Source organism: Clostridia bacterium, from assembly GCA_017394805.1.
GTDB lineage: Bacteria > Bacillota > Clostridia > Christensenellales > CAG-1252 > RUG14300.
In genome coordinates, this window is record JAFPXC010000007.1 from 32,652 (window position 1) to 47,640 (window position 14,989).

General features: G+C 54.1%; 30 protein-coding genes. All 30 read left to right on the forward strand.

The features are described 5' to 3' along the window. The first annotated feature begins 36 nt into the window (after positions 1-36). The 30 genes from rplC (at position 37) to II896_01570 (ending at position 14,977) form a co-directional block, all read left to right on the forward strand. Positions 37-693 (forward strand): 50S ribosomal protein L3, encoded by a 657-nt coding sequence (gene rplC, locus II896_01425; protein MBQ4443305.1) that lies wholly within the window; start codon positions 37-39, stop codon positions 691-693. Positions 694-703: 10 nt separating this feature from the next. Next, positions 704-1,345, forward strand: coding sequence for a 50S ribosomal protein L4 (gene rplD / locus II896_01430; GenBank protein ID MBQ4443306.1), 642 nt, complete (start codon positions 704-706; stop codon positions 1,343-1,345). 1 nt (position 1,346) lies between these two features. Further along, complete coding sequence (rplW, locus tag II896_01435) at positions 1,347-1,637, forward strand: 50S ribosomal protein L23 (protein ID MBQ4443307.1); 291 nt, start codon at positions 1,347-1,349, stop codon at positions 1,635-1,637. Positions 1,638-1,649: 12 nt separating this feature from the next. Next, positions 1,650-2,477 carry a 50S ribosomal protein L2 gene (rplB, locus tag II896_01440; protein MBQ4443308.1) on the forward strand — a complete coding sequence of 276 codons (828 nt, stop codon included), beginning with the start codon at positions 1,650-1,652 and terminating at the stop codon, positions 2,475-2,477. An 11-nt stretch (positions 2,478-2,488) separates the two neighbouring features. Beyond that, a complete protein-coding gene (gene rpsS / locus II896_01445) occupies positions 2,489-2,770 on the forward strand; it encodes a 30S ribosomal protein S19 (GenBank protein ID MBQ4443309.1) in 282 nt (93 codons plus the stop codon). An 11-nt stretch (positions 2,771-2,781) separates the two neighbouring features. Further along, entirely contained in the window at positions 2,782-3,186 is a 405-nt protein-coding gene (gene rplV, locus II896_01450) for a 50S ribosomal protein L22 (protein MBQ4443310.1), read from the forward strand. 11 nt (positions 3,187-3,197) lie between these two features. After that, positions 3,198-3,956 (forward strand): 30S ribosomal protein S3, encoded by a 759-nt coding sequence (gene rpsC / locus II896_01455; GenBank protein MBQ4443311.1) that lies wholly within the window; start codon positions 3,198-3,200, stop codon positions 3,954-3,956. A gap of 2 nt (positions 3,957-3,958) precedes the next feature. Continuing rightward, complete coding sequence (rplP, locus tag II896_01460; protein MBQ4443312.1) at positions 3,959-4,393, forward strand: 50S ribosomal protein L16; 435 nt, start codon at positions 3,959-3,961, stop codon at positions 4,391-4,393. After that, positions 4,393-4,617 (forward strand): 50S ribosomal protein L29, encoded by a 225-nt coding sequence (gene rpmC / locus II896_01465; protein ID MBQ4443313.1) that lies wholly within the window; start codon positions 4,393-4,395, stop codon positions 4,615-4,617. Before rplP ends, rpmC begins: the two co-directional genes overlap by 1 nt. A 10-nt stretch (positions 4,618-4,627) precedes the next feature. Further along, positions 4,628-4,888, forward strand: coding sequence for a 30S ribosomal protein S17 (gene rpsQ, locus II896_01470; GenBank protein ID MBQ4443314.1), 261 nt, complete (start codon positions 4,628-4,630; stop codon positions 4,886-4,888). Between the two features lie 11 nt (positions 4,889-4,899). Then, a complete protein-coding gene (rplN, locus tag II896_01475) occupies positions 4,900-5,268 on the forward strand; it encodes a 50S ribosomal protein L14 (protein MBQ4443315.1) in 369 nt (122 codons plus the stop codon). An 11-nt stretch (positions 5,269-5,279) separates the two neighbouring features. Further along, positions 5,280-5,654, forward strand: coding sequence for a 50S ribosomal protein L24 (gene rplX, locus II896_01480; GenBank protein MBQ4443316.1), 375 nt, complete (start codon positions 5,280-5,282; stop codon positions 5,652-5,654). 12 nt (positions 5,655-5,666) lie between these two features. After that, entirely contained in the window at positions 5,667-6,287 is a 621-nt protein-coding gene (gene rplE / locus II896_01485) for a 50S ribosomal protein L5 (GenBank protein MBQ4443317.1), read from the forward strand. Between the two features lie 14 nt (positions 6,288-6,301). Next, positions 6,302-6,487, forward strand: a complete 186-nt coding sequence (locus II896_01490; protein MBQ4443318.1) for a type Z 30S ribosomal protein S14 — start codon at positions 6,302-6,304, stop codon at positions 6,485-6,487. A 14-nt stretch (positions 6,488-6,501) separates the two neighbouring features. Next, a complete protein-coding gene (rpsH, locus tag II896_01495; protein MBQ4443319.1) occupies positions 6,502-6,903 on the forward strand; it encodes a 30S ribosomal protein S8 in 402 nt (133 codons plus the stop codon). 11 nt (positions 6,904-6,914) lie between these two features. After that, positions 6,915-7,457, forward strand: a complete 543-nt coding sequence (rplF, locus tag II896_01500; GenBank protein MBQ4443320.1) for a 50S ribosomal protein L6 — start codon at positions 6,915-6,917, stop codon at positions 7,455-7,457. A gap of 12 nt (positions 7,458-7,469) precedes the next feature. After that, positions 7,470-7,838 carry a 50S ribosomal protein L18 gene (gene rplR, locus II896_01505; protein MBQ4443321.1) on the forward strand — a complete coding sequence of 123 codons (369 nt, stop codon included), beginning with the start codon at positions 7,470-7,472 and terminating at the stop codon, positions 7,836-7,838. A gap of 10 nt (positions 7,839-7,848) precedes the next feature. Beyond that, complete coding sequence (gene rpsE / locus II896_01510; GenBank protein MBQ4443322.1) at positions 7,849-8,385, forward strand: 30S ribosomal protein S5; 537 nt, start codon at positions 7,849-7,851, stop codon at positions 8,383-8,385. Positions 8,386-8,396: 11 nt separating this feature from the next. After that, entirely contained in the window at positions 8,397-8,579 is a 183-nt protein-coding gene (gene rpmD, locus II896_01515; protein ID MBQ4443323.1) for a 50S ribosomal protein L30, read from the forward strand. A gap of 11 nt (positions 8,580-8,590) precedes the next feature. Further along, positions 8,591-9,037 (forward strand): 50S ribosomal protein L15, encoded by a 447-nt coding sequence (gene rplO / locus II896_01520; GenBank protein MBQ4443324.1) that lies wholly within the window; start codon positions 8,591-8,593, stop codon positions 9,035-9,037. Positions 9,038-9,041: 4 nt separating this feature from the next. Then, entirely contained in the window at positions 9,042-10,367 is a 1,326-nt protein-coding gene (secY, locus tag II896_01525; protein ID MBQ4443325.1) for a preprotein translocase subunit SecY, read from the forward strand. A gap of 1 nt (position 10,368) precedes the next feature. Continuing rightward, on the forward strand, positions 10,369-10,995 hold the full coding sequence (locus II896_01530) for an adenylate kinase (protein MBQ4443326.1): 627 nt from the start codon (positions 10,369-10,371) through the stop codon (positions 10,993-10,995). Continuing rightward, the gene (gene map / locus II896_01535; protein MBQ4443327.1) at positions 10,992-11,738 is read left to right on the forward strand and encodes a type I methionyl aminopeptidase; all 747 of its coding nucleotides are present in this window, start codon (positions 10,992-10,994) and stop codon (positions 11,736-11,738) included. The genes II896_01530 and map overlap by 4 nt, the downstream gene beginning before the upstream one ends. 8 nt (positions 11,739-11,746) lie before the next feature. Continuing rightward, entirely contained in the window at positions 11,747-12,007 is a 261-nt protein-coding gene (locus II896_01540) for a KOW domain-containing RNA-binding protein (protein ID MBQ4443328.1), read from the forward strand. 10 nt (positions 12,008-12,017) lie between these two features. Beyond that, the gene (infA, locus tag II896_01545; protein ID MBQ4443329.1) at positions 12,018-12,242 is read left to right on the forward strand and encodes a translation initiation factor IF-1; all 225 of its coding nucleotides are present in this window, start codon (positions 12,018-12,020) and stop codon (positions 12,240-12,242) included. A 14-nt stretch (positions 12,243-12,256) separates the two neighbouring features. Next, positions 12,257-12,373 carry a 50S ribosomal protein L36 gene (gene rpmJ / locus II896_01550; protein ID MBQ4443330.1) on the forward strand — a complete coding sequence of 39 codons (117 nt, stop codon included), beginning with the start codon at positions 12,257-12,259 and terminating at the stop codon, positions 12,371-12,373. Between the two features lie 169 nt (positions 12,374-12,542). Beyond that, the gene (rpsM, locus tag II896_01555; protein ID MBQ4443331.1) at positions 12,543-12,920 is read left to right on the forward strand and encodes a 30S ribosomal protein S13; all 378 of its coding nucleotides are present in this window, start codon (positions 12,543-12,545) and stop codon (positions 12,918-12,920) included. A 10-nt stretch (positions 12,921-12,930) separates the two neighbouring features. Further along, positions 12,931-13,323 carry a 30S ribosomal protein S11 gene (gene rpsK / locus II896_01560; GenBank protein ID MBQ4443332.1) on the forward strand — a complete coding sequence of 131 codons (393 nt, stop codon included), beginning with the start codon at positions 12,931-12,933 and terminating at the stop codon, positions 13,321-13,323. Between the two features lie 17 nt (positions 13,324-13,340). Next, positions 13,341-14,000, forward strand: a complete 660-nt coding sequence (gene rpsD, locus II896_01565; GenBank protein ID MBQ4443333.1) for a 30S ribosomal protein S4 — start codon at positions 13,341-13,343, stop codon at positions 13,998-14,000. Positions 14,001-14,020: 20 nt separating this feature from the next. Then, a complete protein-coding gene (locus tag II896_01570; GenBank protein MBQ4443334.1) occupies positions 14,021-14,977 on the forward strand; it encodes a DNA-directed RNA polymerase subunit alpha in 957 nt (318 codons plus the stop codon). The last annotated feature ends 12 nt before the right edge of the window (positions 14,978-14,989 follow it).

The window sequence follows — 14,989 nt, forward strand, 5'->3', positions numbered from 1 at the left end:
CAATAAAAGAGAATAAATTGGAGGTGAACTTTATCAATGAATAAAGCAATCGTCGGAAAGAAATTAGGAATGAGCCAAGTCTTCACCGCAGAGGGCGTCGTAATCCCCGTGACTGTGGTGCAAGCGGGTCCCTGCCCCGTCATCCAAGTCAAGACGGTGGAGAAGGACGGCTACAATGCAATCAAAGTGGCGTACGAACCCGCCGTGGCACGCAAAGTGTCCGGTGACCAAAAAGCGTCCTACAAGGGCGTCAATCGTCCCACTCAAGGCCAATACGCCAAAGCGGGCGTCGAGCCCATGCGCTATATGCGCGAGCTTCAGGTGGACGGCGAGTACGAAGTCGGCAAGGTCATCACCTGCGACGTGTTCCAGGAGAACGACAAGGTCGACGTGGTCGGCAAGACCCGCGGTCGCGGTTACACCGGCGTCATCCAACGCTGGAACCATCATCGTTTGCCGATGAGCCACGGCGCCGGTCCCGTGCACAGAGAGGTCGGTTCTATGGCCGCCAACTCGGATCCCAGCCGCGTGTTCAAGAACAAGAAAATGGCAGGTCAATACGGTAACGAAAGAGTCACCATTCAAAACCTTACCGTCGTGCGTGTGGATGCAGCCCGCAACTTGTTGCTCATCAAGGGCGCCATCCCCGGCCCCAAGGGTGGTCTGGTCATCGTGAAGACCACGGTCAAATAGGAGGTAGCACATGATAAGCCTGAAAGTATATGACAAAACAGCAAAAGAAGTAGGCACTCTGGAAGTCAGCGAAGCGGTGTTCGGCAAAGAGTTTACCGAGAAAACCGAGTCCTTGATCCACCAAGTGGTCGTGGCGCAGTTGGCCAATCGCCGTCAAGGCACCAAGAGCGCTTTGACTCGTACCGAGGTTTCGGGCGGCGGCCGCAAGCCCTGGAGACAAAAGGGCACCGGCAACGCTCGTCAAGGCAGCATTCGCGCTCCTCAATGGACGCACGGCGGCGTGGTGTTCGCACCCAAACCCCGCGACTTCTCGCAAAAGGTCAACAAGACCATGCGCAGAGAGGCTGTCAAGAGCGCTTTGAGCATCAAAGTCGCCGACGGCGAAATCATCGTGGTGGACAGCCTGGCGCTCAACGAAGCCAAGACCAAAGAGTTCGCGGGCATTCTCAATAACTTCGGCTTGGACGGCCGCACCTTGGTCGTCATCGCCGGCGAAGACGAGAAACTTTTCCGCGCCACCAACAATATCCCCAACGTCACCTTGATTGACAGCGCACTTATCAACGTGTACGACATCATCGTCAACGGCAAGTGCCTCATCACCAAGGCCGCGATGGAAGCCATCGACCAAGCGTATGGCGAGGAGGAATAATATGAACAGTTACGACATCATCATTCGTCCCGTCCTCTCCGAAAAGAGTTTTGACGGCATCGCAAGCAAAAGATACACCTTCATCGTCGCCCCTCAAGCCAACAAGACCGAGATCAAGAAGGCGGTGGAAGAAGTGTTCGGCGTCAAAGTCGCCAAAGTGAACACGGTCAACTACCAAGGTAAGATGAAACGTCGCGGCGCCACCCAAGGCAGACGCCCCGGCTACAAGAAAGCAATCGTCACTCTGACCGAAGACAGCAAATCGATCGAGTACTTCGAGAGCTTGAACTAAGGGAGGTAGAAAATGGCTATTAAGAAATACAAACCTACGACTGCGGCTCGCCGCAATATGTCGGTAAGCGCGTTTGACGAAATCACCAAGAAGACTCCCGAGCGTAGCTTGTTGGTGAGCTTGTCCAAGTCGGGCGGCCGCAATGCTACCGGTCGCATCACCGTTCGTCACATCGGCGGCGGCAACAGACAAAAATACAGAATCATCGACTTCAAGCGCAACAAGGACAACATCCCCGCCAAGGTCGCGGGCATCGAGTACGATCCCAACCGCACCGCCAACATCGCTTTGTTGGTCTACGCGGACGGTGAAAAGCGTTACATTCTCGCCCCCGTGGGCTTGAACGTCGGCGACACCGTGGTGTCGGGCGAAGACGTGGATATCAAAGTGGGCAACTGCTTGCCTTTGCGTTCCATTCCCGTCGGTACCACCGTGCACAACATCGAACTGTACGCCGGCCGCGGCGGTCAAATCGCCCGTTCCGCAGGCATCTCGGCGCAGTTGATGGCAAAAGAAGCGAAAGGCGCAATCGTGCGTATGCCCAGCGGCGAAATGCGTTATATCCCCCTGAATTGCCGCGCTACCATCGGTATGGTCGGCAACGTGGATAGCGAAATCGTCAGCCTCGGCAAAGCCGGTCGCAAACGTCACATGGGCGTCCGTCCCACCGTCCGCGGTGTGGTTATGAACCCCTGCGATCACCCGCACGGCGGCGGCGAAGGCAAATCCCCCATCGGTATGCCCACTCCCGTCACCCCTTGGGGCAAGCCTGCTTTGGGTTATAAGACTCGTAAGAAGAAGAAGGCCAGCAACAAGATGATCATTAAGCGCATCAATTAGGAGGCAATAAGATGAGTAGATCCGTAAAGAAAGGACCTTATTGTGAAGAAAGGTTATTGAATAGAATCATAGCGATGAATGAGGGCAAGGCCGAAAAGAAAGTGGTCAAGACTTGGTCGCGCAGCAGTACGATCTTCCCCGACATGGTCGGTCACACCATCGCCGTGCACGACGGCCGCAAACACGTCCCCGTGTACGTCACCGAAGATATGGTCGGTTGCAAACTCGGCGAGTTCGCCCCCACCCGTACGTTCAAAGGTCACGCCGGCAGCAAGTCTGCCAGCGGCAAATAAGGAGGTAGCAAATGGCAACCAGAATGAGAGAAAAAGCAGAAAAGCGTAAAGCCCAACAAGCGGCGTTCAACGCTACGCATGCCAAAGCCATTGCCCGCAACGTGCGCATTTCCCCCTTCAAAGTGAGAGTCGTCCTCGACGTCATTCGCGGTATGAGTTATGCGTCGGCGGTAGCCACCCTCAAGAACACCAACAAGGCAGCCAGCCCCGTCATTCTCAAAGTGCTGGAGTCCGCGGCGGCCAACGCCGAGAACAACAACAATTTGTCCAAGAGTGATTTGGTAGTCGCCGAGTGCTATGCGGACCAAGGTCCCACCTTGAAGCGCATCCAACCCGTCAGCAAGGGTAGAGCGCATCGCATCTTGAAGCGCACCAGCACCATCACCATTATCCTGGCAGACGCCACGGCAGAGTAAGGAGGACTACTATGGGACAAAAAGTTAATCCTAACGGTTTGAGAATCGGTGTCAACAAAGATTGGGAAGCCAAATGGTACGCCGGCAAGCGCACCTTCAGCGACTATCTTGTGGAAGACAATCAAATTCGCAACTATATCAAGAACGTGTACAAGCCCGCTCCCTTGGTCAGAGAGACCATCGCGACCGAAGCGCCCGTACAAGACGGCGACAATCGCCCCCAACGCAAGGTGGACAACCGTCCCCGCATCAGCAAGATCGTCATCGAGCGCTGCGACCAATACATCAAGGTGAAAGTGTTCACCGGTCGTCCCGGCTTGCTCATCGGTAAGGAAGGCAGCGGCGTCACCGCCCTGACCAACCAAGTGAGGAAGATCTGCGCGGCCAACAAGCACAGCTACAAGAATTATCTCATCGAGTTCATCGCCGTCAAATCGGTGGACGCCGACGCCCAACTGGTGGCCGAAGAGATCGCCAACCAGCTGGAAAAACGCGTGAGCTTCCGTCGTGCGATGAAGATGTGCATGAAGCGTGCTATGCAAGCGGGTGCCAAGGGTATCAAGACCATGGTCAGCGGTCGTCTGGACGGCGCCGAGATCGCCCGTACCGAGCAATACCACGAGGGTAGCATTCCTCTTCAAACTCTGCGTGCCGACATCGACTACGGCTTTGCGGAGGCCCACACGACCTACGGTCGTATCGGCGTGAAGTGCTGGATCTACCACGGCGAAGTGTTTGCCAAGAAAGAGAAGAAAGGAGGCAATGAATAATTATGTTGATGCCTAAGAGAGTTAAGAGAAGACGTCAGGCTCGCGGTCGTATGAAAGGCGCTGCCCACAAGGGCAACAAGATCGCCTACGGCGAGTATGGCTTGGTCGCCGCCGAGTGCGGTTGGATCACCAGCAATCAAATAGAAGCGGCGCGTGTCGCTATGACCAGATTCACCAAGCGTGGCGGTCAGGTGTGGATCGATATCTTCCCCCACAAGCCCATCACCAAAAAGCCCGCCGAGACTCGTATGGGTAGCGGTAAAGGTTCGGTCGAATACTGGGTGGCCGTGGTCAAACCCGGCCGCGTGATGTTCGAAATAGCGGGCATCAGCGAGGATATCGCACGCGAAGCATTGCGCTTGGCATCGCACAAACTTCCCGTGAAGTGCAAGATCGTCAAGAAGGAAGAAATCAACGAAGAAGGCGGTGAAGAATAATGAAAGCATCCGAATACGCAAAAATGAGCACGGCCGATTTGCAGAGCGAATTGGCCAAATTGAAGGCCCAGTTGTTCAATCTCCGTTTCCAACTGGCGGCGGGCCAACTGACCAATACGGGCTTGTTGACCTCCTGCAAAAAGGACATTGCGAGAGTGAGCACCGTTATTCGCCAACGCGAGTTGAATATCGCCCAAGAGCCCACCGGCAAGAAGGCTAACTAGGAGGTAGACTATGGCTATCGAAAGAAATTTGAGAAAAACCAGAGTGGGTGTCGTAGTGAGTGACAAAATGGACAAAACCGTGGTCGTCGCCCTCGACGTGAAATACAAACATCCTCTCTACAAAAAGACCGTTAAAATCACCAAGAGATACAAAGCCCACGACGAGAACAACGAGTGCAAAGTCGGGGACACGGTTGAGATCGCCGAGACTCGCCGTCTGTCCGCAGACAAGAATTGGCGCGTTGTACGCATCCTCGAGAGAGCGAAGTAAGGAGGAGAGATATGATACAACCCCAAAGTAGATTGATTGCTGCCGACAATACCGGCGCAAAAGTATTGCAATGTATCAAAGTAATGGGCGGTTCCTTCCGCAAGTTCGGCAATATCGGCGACGTCATCGTGGCCTCCGTCAAGACCGCCACCCCCGGCGGCACGGTTAAGAAAGGCGACGTGGTCAAAGCCGTTATCGTCCGTACCACCAAAGGTATCGGCCGTCCCGACGGTTCGCACATCCGTTTCGACGACAACGCGGCCGTCATCATCGACGCGCAAAAGCAGCCCCGCGGTACCCGCATCTTTGGACCCATCGCGCGTGAATTGAGAGATAAGGATTACATCAAAATTATCTCTTTGGCACCCGAAGTGCTGTAAGGAGGATCGGTATGGAAATCAAGAAAGGCGACGCAGTAAAAATTATTGCAGGCAAAGATAAAGGTGCCACCGGTCAAGTCATCAAAGTGTATCCCGCCGAGAACCGCATCGTGGTGGAAGGCGTGAATATCGTCAGCAAGTGCGTGCGTGCCCGTCGTGCCAACGAAAGAGGCGGCATCGTCGAGCAACCCGCCGCATTCGACGCCAGCAACGCGATGGTCATCTGCCCCGAGTGCCACGAAGCCACCCGTTTGGGTCACCAAATCGTGGACGGCAAGAAAGTGCGCGTGTGCAAAGCGTGCGGCGCTTCCGTAGAAGCCACCAAGGGCAAATCCACCGCCAAGAAAGCGGCCAAGAAAGCCAAGAAAAAGGCCGACGAAGAGTAAGTGAGGTAGACTATGGCAGACAAAAAGAAAGAAGCTAAGAATCAGGCCGCTAAGGGACTTGCGGCCGAGGTAAAAGCAGGCGACAACCGCGAATACCGCTTGGTAACGCGCTACAAAGAGTACGTCGCACCCGAAATGCAAAAGAAATTCGGTTATAAGAACGTTCACCAAATCCCCCGTCTCGAGAAAATCGTGCTCAATATGGGTTTGGGCGACGTGAAGGATAACGCCAAAGCGTTCCAACAAGCCGTAGAAGAAATGACGCAGATCGCCGGTCAAAAACCCATCATCACCCGCGCTCGCAAGAGCGTCGCGAACTTCAAAGTGCGCGAGGGTATGAACGTCGGTTGCAAGGTGACCTTGCGCGGCCCCAGAATGTACGACTTCTTGGATAAGTTGATGAACGTCGTGTTGCCCCGCGTGAGAGACTTCAAGGGCGTGCCCACCAAGTCTTTCGACGGCAGAGGCAGCTACGCGATGGGCGTCAAAGAGCAATTGATCTTCCCCGAAATCACTTACGAACAAGTGGAAAAAGTGCGCGGTATGGACATCTGCATCGTCACCACCGCCAACACCGACGAGGAAGCAAAAGAGTTGTTGGCATTGATGGGTATGCCCTTTGCTCGCAACTAATGGAGGGATAAGATATGGCAAAAACGTCTTTGAAAAACAAACAAAAGAAGGCTCCGAAGTATGCGGTACGCGGCTATACGCGTTGCAAACTGTGCGGCCGTCCCCACGCCGTGTTGCGTAAGTTCGGCATCTGCAGAGTATGCTTCAGAGAATTGGCATATAAAGGACAAATCCCCGGTGTGAAGAAATCGAGTTGGTAATTAGGAGGTAGCGTATGTACGTAACGGATCCCATAGCAGATATGCTTACAAGAATCAGAAACGCCTTGACCGCCAAACACACTGTGGTGGATATTCCCCGTTCGCGCACCAAGATCGCCGTCGCGGAGATTTTGAAGAACGAAGGTTACGTCACCAATGTCGAATTGGTAGGCAAAGCAGACTATACCGGCGTCATTCGCATCACGTTGAAGTACGGCCCCAAGGGCGAGAAAGTCATCAACGGTCTGAAGCGCGTGAGCCGTCCCGGTTTGAGAGTGTACGCCGGCGCCGACGAACTGCCCAAAGTGTTGGGCGGCTTGGGCGTGGCCATCATCAGCACCAACAAGGGCATCATGACCGACAAGGCGGCGCGTAGCGCCAACTTGGGCGGCGAAGTGATGGCTTACGTTTGGTAAGGAGGTGCCCCATGAGTAGAATAGGAAGATTACCTATCGTCATTCCCGCAGGCGTCACCGTCACCTTGGGCGACAACAACACCGTCACCGTCAAAGGCAGCCTCGGCACGTTGACCCGTAGCTTCGCGCCCACCATGGGCATCGAAGTGAAGGACAATCACGTGTACGTCACCCGTCAGGACGACCAAAAGAAGAACAAGGCTTTGCACGGCCTCACCCGCGTGCTCATCAACAATATGGTGGTGGGCGTCAGCAAGGGCTACGAGAAAGTGCTGGTCGTCAACGGCGTCGGCTACAAAGTCACCGCCACGGGCGCCAACCAACTGACCTTCAACGTGGGTTATTCTCACCCCGTGGTCGTCACCGCTCCCCAAGGTATCACCTTGACCTGCAACGGTGCCGAAGTGTCGGTGAAAGGCATTGACAAAGAGTTGGTCGGTCAAACGGCCGCCAACATCAAACGCATCCGTATTCCCGATCCCTATCATCTCTACGGCATTCGCTACAAAGATGAAGTGTTGGTGAAGAAGGAAGGCAAGACTGCCGGTAAATAAGGAGAGTAGGATATGATAAGTAAAATTGATAAGAATGCCGAGCGTGTAAAGAGGCATAAGAGAATCCGCAACAGAATCTTCGGCACCCCCGAAAGACCTCGTCTTTGCGTGTTCCGTTCGGACAAGCATATCTATGCGCAAATCATCGACGACGTCGCCGGCAAGACTTTGGCCGCCGCTTCTACCGTCGAGAAGGAAATCGCCGCTCAAATTACCGAGATGGACAAATCCGCCGCCGCCAAGTACGTTGGAAAGGTGTTGGCCGAGAAGGCCAAGGCCGCGGGCATCGAGGAAGTCGTCTTTGACCGTGGCGGTTATCTCTACACCGGTCGTGTCGCCGCTTTGGCGGACGGCGCAAGAGAAGGCGGTTTGAATTTCTAAGGAGGGCGCTATGGCAAGACAAGAAAGATTTGCAAAACACGAGCAAAAAGACGAATTCGATAAAGTAACCATTTCGATGAACCGCGTTACCAAGGTTGTCAAGGGTGGTAAAAATACCCGTCAAGCCGCGTTGGTGTGCGTGGGTGACCACGCCGGCAAAGTCGGTTTGGGCATGGGCAAGGCCGCCGAGGCCGTGGACGCCATCAACAAGGCCGAAACCGCCGCCAAGCGCAACGTGTTCATCATCCCCATCGTTGGCACCACCATTCCTCACGAGATCGTCGGCGAATACGGCTGCGGCAAAGTGTTGCTGATGCCCGCCGAGGAAGGTACCGGCGTCATCGCCGGCGGCCCCGTGCGTGCGGTATTGGAGATGTCCGGCATCAAGGACATCCGCGCCAAATCCCTGGGCAGCAACAACCCCATCAACTGCGCCCGCGCCACCATCGCCGGCTTGCAAGCATTGCGCACGGCCGAGCAAATCGCGGCGCTTCGCGGTTTGAGCGTAGAAGAAGTTTCTTCGTTGACCTTGGTCGACAAGAAATAAGGAGGGTACTTATGGCTAAATTGAAGATTACGTTAGTCAAGAGCACCATCGGTGCATTGGAAAAACAAAAAGCCACCGTCAAGGCGATGGGTTTCCACAAAACGGGTAGTTCCGTCGTGATGGAAGACAACGCCTGCACGCGCGGCATGATCAAAGTGGTTTCCCACCTCGTCAAGGTGGAAGACGCAGAGTAAGGAGGTAGACTATGAAATTGAATGAAATGTCTCCCGCCCCCGGCGCAAAGAAGAGCGTAAAAAGATTGGGTAGAGGTATCGGTTCCGGTACCGGCAAAACCGCCGGCAAAGGCCACAAGGGTCAATGGGCCCGTAGCGGCGGCGGCGTGCGCCCCGGGTTCGAAGGCGGCCAAATGCCTTTGACTCGTCGCATCCCCAAGCGCGGCTTCACCAACAATTTCAAAAAAGAGTATACGACCGTTAATATCGGTGTTTTGAACGACCTGTTCGCGGCCGGCGAAGTGGTGAACGCAGAGAGCATCGTCGAGAAAGGTCTGGTCAGCAAGATCGCGCCCTACGGCCTCAAGGTGTTGGGCGGCGGCGAATTGACCAAGGCTTTGACCGTACAAGCCAAATGCTTTACCGAAAGCGCCAAGCAAGCCATAGAAGCGGTCGGCGGCAAAGCGGAAGAGGTGTAATAGTATGTTCAAAACTTTGGTCAATGCCTTCGCAGAGAAGGGTATAAGGAAAAAATTATTAATCACGCTTCTTATCCTGTTGATTTACAGAATAGGTTGCTTTATCCCTGTGCCGGGCATTAATCCGAGTGCTTTTGGTAGCCTAACCGGCGGTAACGAGTTCTTCGGCGTTTTGTCCTCTATCACGGGTGGCAGTTTGGCCAACGGTACGTGGTTCGCCTTAGGTATATTGCCGTATATCAACGCGTCCATTATCATGCAACTTCTCACCCTCATCATTCCCGCTTTGGAGAGAATGAGCAAAGAGGGCGAAGAAGGTCGCCGCAAGATGACGCAGATCACCCGCTATATGGCCGTATTGCTCGCCGTCGTGCAAGGCGTCGGTATTACGATCATGTGGCACAACAAATTCGGTTATATCCAACCGATGTTCGCCCTGGAAGGGCTCAACACCACTACGGGTTTGGCCTTCTCCATGATGTTCGTCATCTTCAGTTTGGTGGCAGGTAGTTGCGTGGTCATGTGGCTGTGCGACCTCATCACCGAGTTCGGCGTGGGCAACGGCGCGTCCCTCATCATCTTCGTCGGTATCTTGTCCGGCTTCATCAGCGGCTTCATCGACGAAATGAAAGTGGTCACGGGCGACGTAGCGCAAATCTGGCGCGTCATTCTGTACCTCATCGTCGTGGTGATTGTGTTCGTGTTCATCATCTTCATAGATATGAGCCAACGCAACATTCCCGTGCAGTACGCCAAGCAGGTCAAGGGCAACAAGATGTACGGCGGCCAGAGCACCCAGATCCCCATCAAGGTCAACTCGTCCGGCGTCATGCCCATCATCTTCGCCTCGTCCTTCTTGATGTTCCCCCAACTCATCGCCAGCTTCTGGCCCGATAGTGCATTCTATGGTTGGTGGTCGCGTTATTTGGGCGTCGGCACCTGGGCGTACAGCATTTTGTTGGCATTGTTGATTTTGTTCTTCAGCTACTTCTATGCGAAGATCCAATTCAACCCCGAGGATATCTCCAAGAGCATCCAACAAAACGGCGGCTTCATTCCCGGCATTCGTCCCGGCAGACCTACGGCGGAGTACCTCAACCGTATCAACAATCGTATCACGTTGTTCGGCGCCATCTTCCTGGCCGTTATCGCCCTTATCCCCGGTTTGGTGTTCCGTGCCATCCTCACTTCGGGCAGCGCCAGCAATTCGGGCTTGGTCAACGCCTTCTCGGCGACCGGTATGCTGATCGTCGTGAGCGTCGCTTTGGAGTTCAACACCCAACTCGAGAACGAGTTGATGATGAAGCACTACAGAGGTTTCTTGAAATAGTATGAAGTTGATTTTCTTGGGCGCCCCCGGCGCAGGCAAAGGAACGCACGCAACGCGCGTCAAACAGGAATACAACCTTCCTCATATCAGCACGGGAGATATCTTCCGTGCTAATATCAAGGGAGGCACCCCCTTGGGATTGTTGGCCAAGAGCTACATCGATCGCGGCGCTTTGGTGCCCGACAGCGTGGTCATCGACATCGTCAAGGATCGCTTGGCCCAAGAGGATTGCAAAAACGGCTACATTTTGGACGGGTTCCCCCGCACGGTAGCGCAGGCGGACGCCTTGTCCGCGTTCGCCGACATCGACGCCGTTATCAATTTGATATTGGACGGCGAGGTGATCGTCGAGCGCGTGGCGGGCAGACGTATGTGCGTATGCGGCGAGACCTACAACGTAGCGACGTTGGGCGGCAAGACCACTTGCGCCAAGTGCGGCAAGCCTCTCTACCAACGCGAAGACGACAATCCCGACACCATTCGCAACCGCTTGGCCGTGTACGAAAAGGAGACCAGCCCCTTGCTCGACTACTATCGGGCGAAAGGGTTGCTCAAAGACGTGGACAGCAACGGCCTGACCGTCGAAGAAGTATACGCCAAGATCAAAGCCGTGTTGGACAACCTATGATAAGCGTCAAAACGGATAGCGAAATCGCCAAAATGCGCGTGGCCAACGGCATCGTGCGCGACGTGCTCAAACTGTTGGAAGAGCACGTGAAAGAGGGCGTTTCCACCGCCTATCTCGACAAGATAGCGCGCGAATATATCGAGAAGCAGGGCGCCACGCCTTCCTTCCTCGGGTACAACGGCTTCCCCGCAAGCATCTGCGCTTCGGTGGACGACGTGGTGGTGCACGGTATTCCTTCCAAACATATCGTTCTCAAGGAAGGGCAGATCGTGGGCTTGGACGTGGGCGCTTGCATTCACGGCTTTCACGGGGACGCGGCCCGCACCTTCGCGGTAGGGCGCATCTCTCCCGAGAAGCAACGCCTGATGGACGTCACCAAAGAGTGCTTCTTCAAGGGCGTATCGGTCATGAAGGACGGCGTGCGGCTGGGAGACCTGTCCAACGCCATTCAAGAGCACGCGGAGTCCAACGGCTATTCCGTCGTGCGGGAGTTGGTCGGTCACGGCATCGGCCGCGCCATGCACGAGGATCCGTCGGTACCCAACTACGGCCCCGCGGGACACGGCGTAAGAATGCACGCCAACATGACCATCGCCGTCGAGCCCATGATCAACATGGGCGGCAAGGAAGTCTACACGGCCCGCGACGGTTGGACGGTACGCACCGTGGACGGCAAGCCGTCCGCGCATTACGAAAATACCATTCTCATCACCCAAGAGGGCGTCGAGATATTGACACTGTAGGAGGGCGTATGAAGGTAGGTAGCGTGGTGTATTCCAAGCAAGGTCGCGATAAAGACCGCGCGTACGTCGTGTGCGCCTTATCCGACAAAGAAGGCTACGTTTGGGTGGTAGACGGCGAGGTTCGCACCTTGGCCAAACCCAAAAACAAGAATACCAAGCATCTGCGGTATCGGGGCGAGGATCTGGAGGCGTTGGCCGCCAAGTTCGCCGAGGGCAAGCAGGTATTCGACAGTGAAATCAAGAGCGCCTTGCGCGCTTATGCAAAGTAGGAGGAACGGAATGTCCAAAGAAGATGTCATCGAGATGAGCGGAAGAGTAATCGAAGTCATGGCGTACCAAAACTACAAAGTGGAATTGGAACCCAGTCATCGCGTCATCGTGGCTTACCCCTCGGGTAAGATGAGGACCAAAAGCATCAAAATAATCGAAGGCGACACCGTGCGCGTCGAGTTGAGTCCGTACGATTTGACCAAAGGTCGTATCGTGTGGCGTGACAAAAACTAATGGAGGAATAGGAAATGAAAGTCAGACCGTCTGTGAAACCCATGTGTGGTAATTGCAAAATCATTCGTCGTCACGGCGTCGTGATGGTGATTTGCAGCAAAAATAAAAATCATAAACAAAAGCAGGGCTGATTTGGTTGTCAAAAACCAAATAGTGTGCTACAATATTGTTTGCGACTTTTGTAATTTATCCGTGTAGGAGCGGCTGGACAGTTGTTTTCCACCGACTGTCCTCCTATGTTGGGTTAATTATCGAAGATAAATTCAACAAAATTTTACAAGGAGAAATGGAGGTAATTTAATGGCTCGTATATCCGGTGTTGACTTGCCGAGAGAGAAAAGAGTAGAGATTGGTTTAACCTACATCTACGGCATTGGCTTAGCAACTTCAAAGAAGATATTACAAGAAACCGGGATTGATCCCGACATTCGGGTGAAAGACCTGACCGAAGCGCACGTGTCCGCCATTCGTGAGTACATCGAGAACCCCGACAACCACATCGTGGTCGAGGGCGACCTGAAGCGTCAAATCGATATGGACATCAAGCGTTTGAGAGAAATCGGCTGCTATCGTGGCTTGCGTCACCGCAAAGGTTTGCCCGTTCGCGGACAAAGCAGCAAGCGTAATGCGCGTACCCGCAAAGGTCCGCGTCGTATCGTGAGTCGTTCCAAGAAATAGGAGGTAGCGTATGGCAGCAAAGAAGAAAGTCGTTACGAAACGCAAAGATAAAATTCGTGTAGAGAAAGGACAATGTCACATTCAATGTTCCTTCAACAACACCATAGTCACCTTTACCGATATGCAAGGTAATACCATCAGTTGGTGCTCTGCCGGCAAGCTCGAATACAAAGGCAGCAAGAAGAGCACGCCCTACGTCGCGCAACAAGTGGCGGAGACCGCCGCCGACGTGGCCAAGGATTGTGGTATGAAATACGTAGAGGTTTACGTCAAGGGCCCCGGCCAAGGCCGTGAGAGCGCGATCCGCGCGTTGGGCAACAAGGACATGATCGTCACTTTGATCAAGGACGTCTCTCCCATCCCCCACAACGGTTGCCGTCCCCCCAAGCGTAGAAGACTGTAGTTTAAGGAGGTAAATGTATGGCGAAATATACAGGTCCCAGTTGCCGCCTTTGCCGTCGCGAAGGTGCCAAACTGTTTTTGAAAGGCGACAGATGTTACAACAAAGCCCAAGACGGCACGACCAAGGCGTTGTGCCCCTTCGACAAAGGCGAGAAGGTCACCCCTCCGGGTCCCCAACGCAACGGCAGAAGGAAAGTCAGCGGATACCAACAACAATTGCGTGAGAAGCAAAAGGTCAAACGTATCTACGGCATCTTGGAAAAACAATTCTATATGTACTACGAAAAGGCCGAAAAGATGAAGGGCGTCACGGGCGAAAACATGCTCATCCTCATCGAGCGCCGCTTGGACAACGTCGTATACCGCATGGGTATCGCCGTCAGCCGCGCGCAGGCCAGACAACTTGTTTGCCACGGTCACATCACCGTCAACGGCAGCAAGGTGGATATTCCTTCCTATCTCGTGAAGGCCGGCGACGAAATCGCCGTCAAAGCCGAGAAAGCCGACAACACTTTCTTTACGGCCCTCAAAGACGCACCCATCAACGTGGACGTGCAACCCAAGTGGGTCACGTTCGACAGAGCGACTTTGAAAGGTGAAGTAGTGGCGTTGCCCACAAGAGAGGATATAGATTCGAGCATCAAGGAGCATATGATCGTCGAGCTGTACTCCAAGTAATCAGAACTAGGAGGTAGGATATGATAGAAATTAAAAAACCCCAAATCGATACCGAAGAAAGCAAAGACGGAAGTCGTGGCAAGTTTACGGTAGAGCCCCTCGAGAGAGGTTTGGGCACCACGTTGGGTAATGCATTGCGTCGTATCTTGTTGGGGGCTATGCCCGGCACCGCCGCAGTCGGCATCAAGATCGACGGCGTGCAACACGAGTTCTCCACCATTCCCAACGTCGTCGAGGATGTCGTTGAAATCATTCTCAACATCAAGAAGATCGCGTTCAAGGCGCTGTCTCCCATCGACAACGAGAACAAACCCGTCGTTCGCTTGCAAAAGTTCACGGCAGGTCCCGTGTACGCGAGAGATATCGAATGCGGGCTCGAATTGGAGATCCTCAATCCCGATCAATACATCTGTTCTATCGACGAGGGCGGTTCCGTCAACATGGAATTGACCATCGGTTCGGGCAGAGGTTACGTGACGGCCGACAAGAACAAAGATCCCCGTCAACCCATCGGCTACATTCCCATCGACAGCATCTACACCCCCGTGGTGGCCACCAACTACACGGTGGAAGACACCCGTATCGGTCAGAGCCTCGACTACGACAAGTTGGTCGTGGAATTGACCACCGACGGCACCACCTCGGCCCGTGAGGTCATCAGCCTCGCCGCCAAGATCCTGGAAGACCACGCCAAGTTGTTCGTGGATCTGTCCAGCGATATGGACAAGGTGAGCGTGCTGGTCAACCAAGAGGAAGACACCCAGCAACGCGTGTTGGAAATGACCATCGAGGATTTGGATTTGTCCGTGCGTAGCTACAACTGCTTGAAACGCGCAGGCATTCATACGGTAGAGGATTTGACGAAGAAATCGTCTGACGAAATGCTCAAGGTGCGCAACCTCGGCAAGAAGTCTTTGGACGAAGTTATCAAGAAATTGGAGGACCTCGGTCTGAGTTTGAAAAACAACGACGAGTAAGGAGGCACTAAG

Bases quoted from the DNA above. Each gene is read 5' to 3' on its own strand.
- rplO (MBQ4443324.1), top strand. From the start codon at position 8,591: ATGAAATTGAATGAAATGTCTCCCGCCCCCGGCGCAAAGAAGAGCGTA.
- rpsQ (MBQ4443314.1), top strand. From the start codon at position 4,628: ATGGCTATCGAAAGAAATTTGAGAAAAACCAGAGTGGGTGTCGTAGTG.
- rpmC (MBQ4443313.1), top strand. From the start codon at position 4,393: ATGAAAGCATCCGAATACGCAAAAATGAGCACGGCCGATTTGCAGAGC.
- map (MBQ4443327.1), top strand. From the start codon at position 10,992: ATGATAAGCGTCAAAACGGATAGCGAAATCGCCAAAATGCGCGTGGCC.
- rplX (MBQ4443316.1), top strand. From the start codon at position 5,280: ATGGAAATCAAGAAAGGCGACGCAGTAAAAATTATTGCAGGCAAAGAT.
- rpsC (MBQ4443311.1), top strand. From the start codon at position 3,198: ATGGGACAAAAAGTTAATCCTAACGGTTTGAGAATCGGTGTCAACAAA.
- infA (MBQ4443329.1), top strand. From the start codon at position 12,018: ATGTCCAAAGAAGATGTCATCGAGATGAGCGGAAGAGTAATCGAAGTC.
- rplD (MBQ4443306.1), top strand. From the start codon at position 704: ATGATAAGCCTGAAAGTATATGACAAAACAGCAAAAGAAGTAGGCACT.
- rpmD (MBQ4443323.1), top strand. From the start codon at position 8,397: ATGGCTAAATTGAAGATTACGTTAGTCAAGAGCACCATCGGTGCATTG.
- rpsM (MBQ4443331.1), top strand. From the start codon at position 12,543: ATGGCTCGTATATCCGGTGTTGACTTGCCGAGAGAGAAAAGAGTAGAG.
- II896_01540 (MBQ4443328.1), top strand. From the start codon at position 11,747: ATGAAGGTAGGTAGCGTGGTGTATTCCAAGCAAGGTCGCGATAAAGAC.
- rpsK (MBQ4443332.1), top strand. From the start codon at position 12,931: ATGGCAGCAAAGAAGAAAGTCGTTACGAAACGCAAAGATAAAATTCGT.
- II896_01530 (MBQ4443326.1), top strand. From the start codon at position 10,369: ATGAAGTTGATTTTCTTGGGCGCCCCCGGCGCAGGCAAAGGAACGCAC.
- rplF (MBQ4443320.1), top strand. From the start codon at position 6,915: ATGAGTAGAATAGGAAGATTACCTATCGTCATTCCCGCAGGCGTCACC.
- rplE (MBQ4443317.1), top strand. From the start codon at position 5,667: ATGGCAGACAAAAAGAAAGAAGCTAAGAATCAGGCCGCTAAGGGACTT.
- II896_01490 (MBQ4443318.1), top strand. From the start codon at position 6,302: ATGGCAAAAACGTCTTTGAAAAACAAACAAAAGAAGGCTCCGAAGTAT.
- rpsD (MBQ4443333.1), top strand. From the start codon at position 13,341: ATGGCGAAATATACAGGTCCCAGTTGCCGCCTTTGCCGTCGCGAAGGT.
- rplR (MBQ4443321.1), top strand. From the start codon at position 7,470: ATGATAAGTAAAATTGATAAGAATGCCGAGCGTGTAAAGAGGCATAAG.
- secY (MBQ4443325.1), top strand. From the start codon at position 9,042: ATGTTCAAAACTTTGGTCAATGCCTTCGCAGAGAAGGGTATAAGGAAA.
- rplV (MBQ4443310.1), top strand. From the start codon at position 2,782: ATGGCAACCAGAATGAGAGAAAAAGCAGAAAAGCGTAAAGCCCAACAA.
- II896_01570 (MBQ4443334.1), top strand. From the start codon at position 14,021: ATGATAGAAATTAAAAAACCCCAAATCGATACCGAAGAAAGCAAAGAC.
- rpsE (MBQ4443322.1), top strand. From the start codon at position 7,849: ATGGCAAGACAAGAAAGATTTGCAAAACACGAGCAAAAAGACGAATTC.
- rplP (MBQ4443312.1), top strand. From the start codon at position 3,959: ATGTTGATGCCTAAGAGAGTTAAGAGAAGACGTCAGGCTCGCGGTCGT.
- rplN (MBQ4443315.1), top strand. From the start codon at position 4,900: ATGATACAACCCCAAAGTAGATTGATTGCTGCCGACAATACCGGCGCA.
- rpmJ (MBQ4443330.1), top strand. From the start codon at position 12,257: ATGAAAGTCAGACCGTCTGTGAAACCCATGTGTGGTAATTGCAAAATC.
- rplC (MBQ4443305.1), top strand. From the start codon at position 37: ATGAATAAAGCAATCGTCGGAAAGAAATTAGGAATGAGCCAAGTCTTC.
- rpsH (MBQ4443319.1), top strand. From the start codon at position 6,502: ATGTACGTAACGGATCCCATAGCAGATATGCTTACAAGAATCAGAAAC.
- rplW (MBQ4443307.1), top strand. From the start codon at position 1,347: ATGAACAGTTACGACATCATCATTCGTCCCGTCCTCTCCGAAAAGAGT.
- rpsS (MBQ4443309.1), top strand. From the start codon at position 2,489: ATGAGTAGATCCGTAAAGAAAGGACCTTATTGTGAAGAAAGGTTATTG.
- rplB (MBQ4443308.1), top strand. From the start codon at position 1,650: ATGGCTATTAAGAAATACAAACCTACGACTGCGGCTCGCCGCAATATG.